Consider the following 459-nt stretch of genomic DNA (forward strand, 5'->3'; position numbering starts at 1 on the left):
AGCCGCGCTGGCTTCGCGCGTCGCCGAAGTCGAACACCTGAAGCTGCTCATTGCCAAGCTGCGCCGTATGCAGTTCGGTCGCAAGTCGGAGAAACTGGACCATCAGATCGAGCAACTCGAGCTGCGCCTCGAAGAGCTTGAGGCCGACGAAGGCGCGGCGCCGGTCGAAATCCAGAAGACGCCGCGCACCGCTGTGGAACAGGCGCCGCGCAAGCCACTGCCTGAACATCTGCCGCGCGAGATCCGGACGCACTTGCCCGAATCTGCCGGGAGGTGCGCGGAGTGTGGCGGCGAGATGAAGCCGCTGGGCGAAGACGTCGCCGAACAGCTTGAGTACGTGCCGGCCAGCTTCCGGGTCATCCGTCATGTGCGCCCGAAGTTTGCGTGCGTGTGTTGCGACCACATCGCTCAGGCGCCTGCACCGAGTCGTCCCATCGAACGCGGTCTCGCCGGCCCAGG

General features: G+C 65.8%; 1 protein-coding gene. It reads left to right on the forward strand.

What is annotated here, in order from left to right; genetic code table 11:
- Positions 1-7: 7 nt before the first annotated feature.
- On the forward strand, positions 8-459 hold a 452-nt coding region (locus AB3X99_RS40935; protein ID WP_368662072.1), incomplete at its 3' end, for an IS66 family transposase zinc-finger binding domain-containing protein.

It is taken from the genome of Paraburkholderia sp. BR10882, from assembly GCF_040948855.1.
Taxonomy (GTDB): domain Bacteria; phylum Pseudomonadota; class Gammaproteobacteria; order Burkholderiales; family Burkholderiaceae; genus Paraburkholderia; species Paraburkholderia nodosa_A.